Source organism: Marivita geojedonensis (genome assembly GCF_002115805.1).
Classification (GTDB): domain Bacteria; phylum Pseudomonadota; class Alphaproteobacteria; order Rhodobacterales; family Rhodobacteraceae; genus Marivita; species Marivita geojedonensis.
The window spans coordinates 1-8,713 of the sequence record NZ_JFKC01000046.1; the positions used below are offsets into that span (position 1 = coordinate 1).

The 8,713-nt window shown below is 55.4% G+C and carries 12 protein-coding genes; 8 read left to right on the forward strand and 4 right to left on the reverse strand.

Annotated features, from left to right (window positions below; genetic code table 11):
• Positions 1–163: 163 nt before the first annotated feature.
• Entirely contained in the window at positions 164–418 is a 255-nt protein-coding gene (locus MGEO_RS20550) for a helix-turn-helix domain-containing protein (RefSeq protein ID WP_158091078.1), read from the forward strand.
• A gap of 114 nt (positions 419–532) precedes the next feature.
• On the opposite strand, the gene MGEO_RS20555 is transcribed toward MGEO_RS20550, so the two are convergent.
• Positions 533–1,453, reverse strand: a complete 921-nt coding sequence (locus MGEO_RS20555) for a L,D-transpeptidase (protein ID WP_233140052.1) — start codon at positions 1,451–1,453, stop codon at positions 533–535.
• A 221-nt stretch (positions 1,454–1,674) separates the two neighbouring features.
• On the opposite strand from MGEO_RS20555, the gene MGEO_RS20560 reads away from it, so the two are divergent.
• From MGEO_RS20560 to MGEO_RS20570, 3 genes are all read left to right on the forward strand, one after another.
• Positions 1,675–1,983 carry a hypothetical protein gene (locus tag MGEO_RS20560; protein ID WP_211297972.1) on the forward strand — a complete coding sequence of 103 codons (309 nt, stop codon included), beginning with the start codon at positions 1,675–1,677 and terminating at the stop codon, positions 1,981–1,983.
• A gap of 280 nt (positions 1,984–2,263) precedes the next feature.
• Positions 2,264–3,133, forward strand: a complete 870-nt coding sequence (locus tag MGEO_RS20565; protein ID WP_085641617.1) for an SH3 domain-containing protein — start codon at positions 2,264–2,266, stop codon at positions 3,131–3,133.
• Positions 3,134–3,194: 61 nt separating this feature from the next.
• Positions 3,195–3,509, forward strand: a complete 315-nt coding sequence (locus MGEO_RS20570; RefSeq protein WP_085641618.1) for a hypothetical protein — start codon at positions 3,195–3,197, stop codon at positions 3,507–3,509.
• Between the two features lie 293 nt (positions 3,510–3,802).
• On the opposite strand, the gene MGEO_RS20575 is transcribed toward MGEO_RS20570, so the two are convergent.
• Positions 3,803–4,162, reverse strand: coding sequence for a hypothetical protein (locus tag MGEO_RS20575; RefSeq protein ID WP_085641619.1), 360 nt, complete (start codon positions 4,160–4,162; stop codon positions 3,803–3,805).
• A gap of 319 nt (positions 4,163–4,481) precedes the next feature.
• On the opposite strand from MGEO_RS20575, the gene MGEO_RS20580 reads away from it, so the two are divergent.
• From MGEO_RS20580 to MGEO_RS21630, 4 genes are read left to right on the forward strand one after another with little or no spacing between them, the layout of a single operon-like run.
• Positions 4,482–4,712: a hypothetical protein gene (locus tag MGEO_RS20580; RefSeq protein ID WP_085641620.1), complete on the forward strand. Its 231-nt coding sequence runs from the start codon at positions 4,482–4,484 to the stop codon at positions 4,710–4,712.
• A 2-nt stretch (positions 4,713–4,714) separates the two neighbouring features.
• Positions 4,715–4,915: a hypothetical protein gene (locus MGEO_RS20585; protein WP_085641602.1), complete on the forward strand. Its 201-nt coding sequence runs from the start codon at positions 4,715–4,717 to the stop codon at positions 4,913–4,915.
• 42 nt (positions 4,916–4,957) lie between these two features.
• Positions 4,958–6,256 (forward strand): DUF6538 domain-containing protein, encoded by a 1,299-nt coding sequence (locus MGEO_RS20590; RefSeq protein ID WP_085641621.1) that lies wholly within the window; start codon positions 4,958–4,960, stop codon positions 6,254–6,256.
• Positions 6,253–6,429 (forward strand): hypothetical protein, encoded by a 177-nt coding sequence (locus tag MGEO_RS21630; RefSeq protein WP_170102939.1) that lies wholly within the window; start codon positions 6,253–6,255, stop codon positions 6,427–6,429. The genes MGEO_RS20590 and MGEO_RS21630 overlap by 4 nt, the downstream gene beginning before the upstream one ends.
• Positions 6,430–6,611: 182 nt before the next feature.
• Here the strand turns inward: MGEO_RS21630 and MGEO_RS20595 are convergent, their stop codons facing one another.
• Together MGEO_RS20595 and MGEO_RS20600 are read right to left on the reverse strand one after the other, a co-directional pair.
• Positions 6,612–7,190: a c-type cytochrome gene (locus tag MGEO_RS20595; protein ID WP_085641622.1), complete on the reverse strand. Its 579-nt coding sequence runs from the start codon at positions 7,188–7,190 to the stop codon at positions 6,612–6,614.
• On the reverse strand, positions 7,187–8,452 hold the full coding sequence (locus MGEO_RS20600; RefSeq protein ID WP_085641623.1) for a PQQ-dependent sugar dehydrogenase: 1,266 nt from the start codon (positions 8,450–8,452) through the stop codon (positions 7,187–7,189). The genes MGEO_RS20595 and MGEO_RS20600 overlap by 4 nt, the downstream gene beginning before the upstream one ends.
• Between the last annotated feature and the right edge of the window lie 261 nt (positions 8,453–8,713).

An 8,713-nucleotide genomic window follows, 5' to 3' on the forward strand; every position in this document is an offset into this window, starting at 1 on the left:
GGGGGAAGGTAGATCGGTACGGATAACAGCCTCTGGAGGGGAAAGCTGACCTTCGGACTGATAGCGGTGAATGACTGGGGAGAGCATAAAGGGCACGAACAGCTGGAGTATGCGCTCTCAGAACGAAGTTGACAAAACGTCAATTGCAGACATTCATATCTATATGTTCGACCGCGAATTGGAAATAACCAGGCGGGAAATCGGGGCACGCTTGAGAGAACTTCGCAAGCGGAAAAGCCTGACCCAGTGTGAACTTGCTAAAGCGCTAGGACACAACAGCTCCACTCGACTTAACCAGATCGAACTTGGAAGAACTCGGCTCTACGCAGAAGAGTTGCCAATACTGTGTGAGATGCTGAACTGCTCATCTTCCGACATAATCGGCGAACACATCGAGCCGAACGAAGACGCCGGTTAGTTTAGTCCCTTTTCCGAGCCAAGAGAAGGTCGCGATTGCAAGCATCAGTCTGAAGTATCCGAGCCGAGGGAGCGCGTCGCGTACGGGTTTGATCTGTCCCCCTACTCTCTCGGTTCACGAAGACAGGATGACAAAGTCTTCGTCAGAGCGCCGGTCCGGATGGCTTGGCAAGTCCGAGACAATCATCGTCATGCCCGGATGCAACACGCTCCTGAGCTGCCGATTAAACGCATCAGACACCTGGATTCTGTCGACCACGGATTCCTCAGGTTTTTGAGGTTGCATCGGGTCCGGATGGTGCGTGATGCCAACCCATTTAACCACGTTGCCGTGGCGCTCGAGAATGAGCACATGTTCACCAAAAGGGCCGTTTCCAGCGATGGAGATGGATTCAGATGCGATCTCGCGTCCATTGCTGAACAGATAGATGCGCCGCTCAGCCGAAGACGCCAGAAGCGTACTCACCGGATAAGACGCATCCACTGGCCAATCCGAGGGATGGTGTTCCATGTCCAGTTCGGCGACGGCCATTTCCATCCGTCCTTCTGCGCCTCCGGTGAGCAGCCGGCCTGGATGCGTGAGCTCCCAGGGGTCTGTGTGCGACCCGGCAATGATGACAGGCGTTCCGACATGTGTGATGGTGAAGAGGCGCTCGGAAAATGCCATCGGCAGACGCACACATCCGTGAGAGGCCGGATAGCCGGGCAGTTTGCCGGCATGCAGCGCTACCCCGTCCCATGTCAGCCGGTTCATATTTGGCATGGGGGCGTTGTTGTAGGTGGAGGAGCGGTGGTCCTTGTCCTTCTGCAGGATCGTGAAAATCCCGGTGGGCGTTTCATGGCCCGGCTTGCCTGTCGAACAGGTGGACACGGCAATCCGGATGCCGTTACGGTAGACATGAACCCTCTGCTCTGGCAACGACACGATGATCGCCACGCTCCCATGCGGGGACATCTCCGGATGCCAGGCAAACTCGCCCGGTTTCATTGCATCAATGTCGATGATAATTTCTGCCGCTCCGGGCAAAGCCAGCATGCCGACCCCTGTGGTGAGCCCTGCAAGCACCCGTCTGCGATGTACCGATCTGTGTATTGATCCTCTGCCCATATTTGGTCTCGCTTGATCTAATTGCCTCAATATCAAGTATAGCCGGGGTCTTTCTCATTACAATCAAGAACCGCGTGTTGATGTGTGAAGCGGTGACTCACGAGCTGGACTCGGTGCGCCTTGCCAAAACGTTATCATTGTCAATAACATTGAAAGTCATGGCTTTTTCTGTCCCAAAACTCATTTCCTCGCCCAAGAGCGTCAGCCTTCTCGTTGATGGGCAGATATTCCGTATCCGTATCTATCGGCTTGAAACCGAGCAGACTTGGACGCTGGAGCTTGTTGAGCCCAACGGCAACAGCCGTGTATGGATAGAAGCCTTTGGTTCGGAGAAAGAGGCTCGCCAGGCGGCTCTGCGGGCTTTTACAGAGGAGCATGCATCTCCCACTCTTGTTCATGCAAAAAGTACATCCGAACGCCAGACGTCGAATGAATTGCGTGATTTGCACAAGCAGTGAGGCAGTGGGAAATAGGTATTGGCAATGGAGGTAGAATACATAGGAGAGAGGTCCCTTATGGGTCTTACTGGTGTGGGGTAAGGTGGGGGGTGGGCGCCTAAAGAGACTTTAAGATGCCGTTATCTACTTTTCCTAGACCAAGGCATCGGACACCGTGAGGCATTGGACTTCGAATGACGATACCGAATTGTTTACACGGCCTTTCTAGGTAAAGGTATTTTACGACTGCGTTCCAGCAAATCCCTTGAATGACCACATCAAGACTTAGGAGAGGCCAACTATGAAGATTCAATCTACGGCACTTGCCTGTGCTCTTGCACTTGCAGGCGGATCGCTACACGCTGCCGAAGTCAGTCAGGATGCGATCGATGCCTGTATCGACCAGGTTCGCGCCATGGCCCCGGCGGCTGGCGGAGGCTCGGTTCTGAGCACTGAGTTCTCGGAGGCCAACTCTCTTGTGATGCTCGAGGATGGCCGCGGAACGACTTGGCGCTGTCTCGTTTCAAACGACGGTCGCAACCCATATGTCGAGATGGCTGGTGGCGGCCAGTCACAACCGCAAGCAGATTATGCGGATGGTATGCAGGGCGGTCCTGACTACTGGCGCGTGAATGTCCACAGCACCCTTAACGTTCATACGTCTCCGTCGGCCTCATCGCCGACTGTCGCACGCTTGCACCGTGGTATGATTGTCGAGAACCGCGGCTGTCAGTACAGTGAGGGCCGACGGTGGTGCCAGATCGCAGACGGCGATGCGACAGGCTGGGTAGCTGGCGAATACCTGGTCGAGTCGGGCTCGGCATTGGCGCAAGACACCAGCTCAACGGCAGAACCTACAACCAGGACAGAACGGGTGCAGTTCATGGCTGGGACATCGGGCCAGCAAAAGACCGGCAACCTTTCTCCAGGCAGCAGCATTCGCTTTTTACTCGGGGCAGCTAGCCGACAGACCCTCGAGGTTCATTTCGTCAATAGCGATCCGGCGATCACTTACCAGATCTTCCTGCCGAATGGCCGCGTCCTGCTGGATCAAGTGCCGAACACACTACCTTTTCAGGGTGAGCTGTTCATGAACGGCGACCATGTCGTGGAAGTCATCAACCGCGGTCATTCGAGCGCGCATTACGCTGTCTACATGGGCATCTACTGACTGCCGGCAGCAATCAGCGAAACTTCAACCTTTGCAATCAACTGAAAGGAAAAGGTAAATCATGAAAAGCCTTGTCAAACTTACAATCGGGTCCATCGCACTTGCTAGCCTTGCGGCTTGCGTCGAAGACACTGGGTCTTCCTCGGCGCCTGCTCAAGGTATGCCCACGGTTGGCAGTTCAACAGACGTAACATCCTTCGAAGGCGCGCGTGCCGGTCAAGCCGAAGGCGGTCTTCGTGCACTCGGTTATGAAAGCATTCGCAGCGAAGGCCTGACCACATATTGGTTCAACCGCGACACCGGCGCTTGCGCACGGATCACTACTTCCGAAGGTCGCTATTCCGACGTGACCATGCTCCCAGCTGAGGACTGCTGAGCTTACGGCTTTGGCCCTTGCACCACATGCATGGGTCATTCTGCCCAGTCGTGATGCTTACCTCGGCACGACTGGGTGGACATTCCTACTTAGTGTTTCTGATGTTTTGTTTAGGCCCAAGGCATCTGATGGCTGGCATGCAATAGCATAGGTTGTTGGCGAGTTCGCACTCCGAGACCCGTTACACCCGTCACAGCCAAAACAAAAAAACACACTCAGCCCCGGCCAGCGCGAGCCAGCCGAGGAAGTCGAGTTCACAGTCCTCACCAGAATGGAAAGACAACTAGGCCCACTTAATGCTTGTAAGCGCCTGCCAGAGCATTCAGCGTGCCGTTTTTCTCGGCCTCGTTGATTAGCTTAAGCAGTTCTTTTGCTTCATCAGAGTCAGCGAACGCCTCATCCCGCTTGACTTGCTCCGGATCGACATCAATACGTTCAACCTTAAAGTGTGCAGAGTGCTGCCACAGGTAAAGCGGAGTTTCGTTTTCGAAGGCCCGATCTAGGTCCTCAAGGCTGTGGCCTGTTTCATTCTCAAACTGTTCCGGCGAGATCGCATGACCTTCGCCGGAGTCATCAACACAGACAAAGCCGCTTTCGTCAGTGCACCACAAAATATACCCGAAATCAGCGTTCTGGTTTGTTTCAATCTTCATAGTTTTCCTTCTAAATGTCCCGCTACGTCGGCGTACGCCTAAAATAAAATCGCGTAGAAACCGACAGTGATTGCCTCAGAAAGCCTTGGAGTGCGGGTTACTCACCATCGGCTTCCTGGGGTGCCCATAATTGGACAGTTCACATATGTAGATGGATTATTAATTTTCAAGCTATAAAAGTGAACAATTCATCGCCGCGCTGAACACCACCGGCGGGAACACTGTATGTGCAGGCGCGAACCGGCTTGGTCGCCCCACCAAGAAACCGAGCAACTCCAAGCATCTATAGAAGAAGAACCCCTTCATAGGAGAACTATAGATGCTTACCACCTTCACGCTGCTTCTGGCGGCTGGGGTCGGCTGTCGGCTGGCCCTCTCACTGGCTCTGAGCCGGTACTCAGACCGTTCACTGGAGATCCCACAGACACTGGCTGTCATTCTAATCGTGCTGGCCTGTCTGCCCAGCTGGGCCTCACCACTGGCACTGCCGGTACCGCTGAGCTTCGTCCTCGGGGCTGTCCTGCCTGACCTCCTGACACGGAGGGCCTGAGCATGACCAAGCTGGACCTCAAGGAAGACGACATTGTCGTTATCCGCGCTTTCGAAGACGAGTGGCCTGAACACCTCTTCCGCGTCACCGACGTGTGGGAGGACTGTGTCGGAGGGGTCTCCCTCACCGGCCCCCTGAAGGACGAGTACGGCGAGCCCGACTACGACCTGATCCTTCGCGTCCACAGCCGCGCCAAAGGCTGATCCCCCCTCACATCGTTAGAACACCAAGAAAGGAGAGGACCTATGTCTTCTGCTCCCATTCGCTATGCCTACCTGAAAGGTCAGACATGGCTCTATCGTCGGAACTACCCGAAGGAAGTTGCCGCCATCGTCGGCCAACAGGCTCTGAAGCAATCCCTCAAGACCAGTGACGCCAAGGTTGCTCGAAAGAGAGCTGCGGAGGTGAATACCCGGTACGAGGACACTGTCCAGCAGGTCCTGTCGGGGGCCTTGTCTCTGCCACAGAGGGACACGCTGGGAGACCCTTCCACCTCTGAATGGGCAACCCCATCGGAACAGGCTCTCGCGCGTCTCCGGGCCACTCTGCAGCACTCTGAGCCCGTTCGGTATCAGGTTCAGGACACGCCCTCGCTGACGGTCCACAAGGCGGTCCGGCAATTTCTCCTGCTTCGGCAGAGGGACCTGCGTCCGGGTGGGTTCAAGTCTGTCCGGTACTCTCTGGAGTTGTTCCAGTCGAAGTATGGAGACCTGACCCTGTCAGAGCTGTCTCGGGACCACGGTAAAGAGTTCCTGTCTCTGATTGCCCAGCTCAGCCCGTACCTCGGCAAGTCGAGAAAGACCCAGGGCCTGTCCCTGGACGCCTCTGTGGACTGGTCCCGATCCAGCCCCAAGCGGATCACCGGGCGGACCCAGCGCCGTATCTGGTCACAGGTGAAGCACTGGCTGGACTGGTGTGTCTATGAGGGAGAGCTGGAGACCAACCCGTTCTCCTCGGTCCGGTTCGAGGCCAAGGTGAAGCACAGACCCTATGCTGTTCCCACAGACAAGGAAGTCCTGGCCCTGCTCAGGAGGAATGACCCCGTCATCGGCAAGGTGATGTTGGTGTGTCTGTTGTCGGGTATGCGGGCTGGGGAGGCAGCAGGACTGCTCCGGGAAGATATCGTCGCCAAGGGAAACCTTGGATGCTTCTTCCATGTCAGGCCCAATGCCCTTCGCTTGCTGAAGACAGATGCAGCAGATCGGTTGGTGCCGGTGCATGCCCACCTGGATGCTGTTCTGTCGTCCCTGCCAAGCAGTGGACCTCTGTTTCCTGACCTCAAGGTAAATGACATCACCAAGCGGTTCGCGGTTCTGAGGGAGACACTGGGCATAGATCGTCCCGGTCTGGTGTTCCATTCGACCCGTAAGTGGTTCATCACCCAGTGTGAGCGAACGGGTGTGCCAGAGCACTTCACCGCCTCTCTGGTGGGGCATAAGTCCGCCCGGTCAGAGAACGGGATCACCTACAGCATCTACTCCGCTGGCATCAGTGACGAGCAGAAGCGGGACATCGTGGACCAGATCAGGGTGCCGGTGTCATGACCCAGATCCCCGACATCGAAGGCTTCGAGGAGAGGGCCGCTATCGCTGAGTACGATGGCGGTCTTTCTCGTTCTGAGGCGGAGAACGTAGCAGCCAGAGGTCAGGGCTTTGCTGATGCAGCAGCCTACTGGCAGTGGTTGGCTGATTATGTAGTGGCCCGCAGACTGCCCTAATCAAGGTCCCCGGCTGGCTCGCGCTGGCCGGGGGTCATTTCAATTTTTTTGTCACGGGTGTTACGGGTGCAACGGGTGTCAGGTAGCAGCGGCATAACCGCGAGAATTGTCGCTATTTCCACCGAGAAACTGGACCGCACAACGCACCGCCAAAGAACGGCACACTGAGCCTTTCCGTTCGACTATTCCGAAACCTGAATTTCCAATTGCACGTTGGCGTACCAATCCGCGATCTCCCGAATTTCAGCGTCACTGAGATCTGCTGCGATTTCCGACATTATCTCATGCTCTCGATTGCCGTTCCTAAACGCTTTCAGTTGTGTATCGATGTAGATGTTAACCTCGCCTGCGAGATTTGGAGCGTCCAGAAGAACCGAGATGCCGTCGGCGCCATGACAGGAGACGCAAGCGGCAGGCGCATCATCCTCAGTCACACCTTCGGCTAGGGTCGCAACTGCTTTGTGAGATGCATACCAAGCGGCAACGTCCGAAATTTGTTGGGCCGAAAGACTCGCCGTAACAACAGACATCATCTCGTGTTCACGTGCACCTGTCTTAAATGCCATCAGCTGCGCTTCGAGATATTCTTTTGGTTCACCGCCTATGTGGGGCGCGATCGGTATCTGTGCGTAACCGTCAATACCATGACAGGTACGGCACATGTTTGCGATCTTCCGCCCAGTAGCCGGATCGCCAGCAAAGGTCGGTGATCCCCCGGCGAGCAAAAGCCCGCCGAGGATGGTTAAAAATGCAACCTTCATTCTGCAGGAGCAGGGTTATAGGCGATGCGCCAGATGGCTCCGGCAAAGTCATCAGAGACCAACATCGAACCATCGGGTAAGAATTCGATGTCCATCGGTCGTCCACGATACTCGCCGGTATCCTCATTGAGCCAGCCGTCGGCAAACACTTGTGCGCCCACCGCATCTCCAGTTTCTGGGTCAAGTGCCGTAAACATTACGCGTGCTCCGACCGGCGTCGTGCGGTTCCATGAACCATGCTGCGCCCAAAAGATTCCGCCATGGTATTCTTCGGGGAAACTGTCGTCATGATAGAAGCGCATGCCGAGGTCGGCCGCATGGGCAGTCAACTCTAGCTGAGGCTCAATAAACTCGACGCCCTCGGGTCGCGGGTAGTCAGCTTCGGATACGATTTCGATGCGAGAATTGGTCCACGGGAAACCAAAGTGCTGGCCCGCTGCCGTTTGACGGTTTAGCTCGCCCGGCGGGATATCGTCACCCATTCCGTCGACCTGATTGTCAGTCCACCAAAGTTCGCCGGTCGCCGGATTAAAGTCCTGGCCAACCGAGTTGCGAACGCCACGGGTATAGACTTCTCGGCCTGTTCCATCCGTGTTCATACGGATAATTCCGCCGATGCCAATCTCATCATACATCTCAATCTTTTCAAGAGGCTGCACGTTATGAGGCTGGCCGAGAGAAATGTATAGCTTACCGTCAGGGCCAATGTCGCAGACGCGAGCGGTGTGATTGAAGCTCTCCTCTTCTGGCGGGATCAGCTCACCCTGAGGAACAACGACGCCAACTGCCGGATCTGGACCTTCAAAGAAAAACTCGGCCGCAGGAAAGACAAGCACCCGATTTCGTTCGGCAATGTAAAGGAAGCCGTCAGGAGAGAAACAAGGTCCATTCGGAATATCGAAGGTAATTGAGGGCGCAAAGTCCTTGACTTCATCTGCCACGCGATCCCGATCGCGGTCGACTATCGACCACATTTTGTCCTTCCGCGTCCCGGCAAAAAGAACGGTGCCTTGCGGTGCCATTGCCATCGATCGTGCGTCTGGTACGACGGCATAAAGGCTCACTTCGAACCCCTCAGGCACATTGATGTGTTCAACGATCGCCTTGAGCGCCTCGGCCCGTTCGCCTTCTTGATCAACGAACGTGAACGTGGCGTCGGTCTTCTGCATGTTGGTGAGCTTATCCATGTTGTCTTGAGCCATTACCGGCCCTGCCAACATTGTTCCGAGCAGAAGACTCGAAAGAAGCTTTCGATGTTTCATAAATTCCTCCCATAATCTTAATGGGGCCGTTTCGCGCCTTCGCGTCGTTGTCACCCCATCGAATTCGATAATCGCTTTACCCAAGGCCAGCTGTCAACTTTTTTGACCAATTTCGATGAATGACCAGGCCGGGGTTTAACCATCATTTACGAGCGATGACTTCTTTCAACGCTTAAGATGGTGCCGCACGCATCATTAACTACCTTTTCTGATACTTCCGTTAAGACATGCACGATCAGCCCTCAAACATCCCCTTACCCC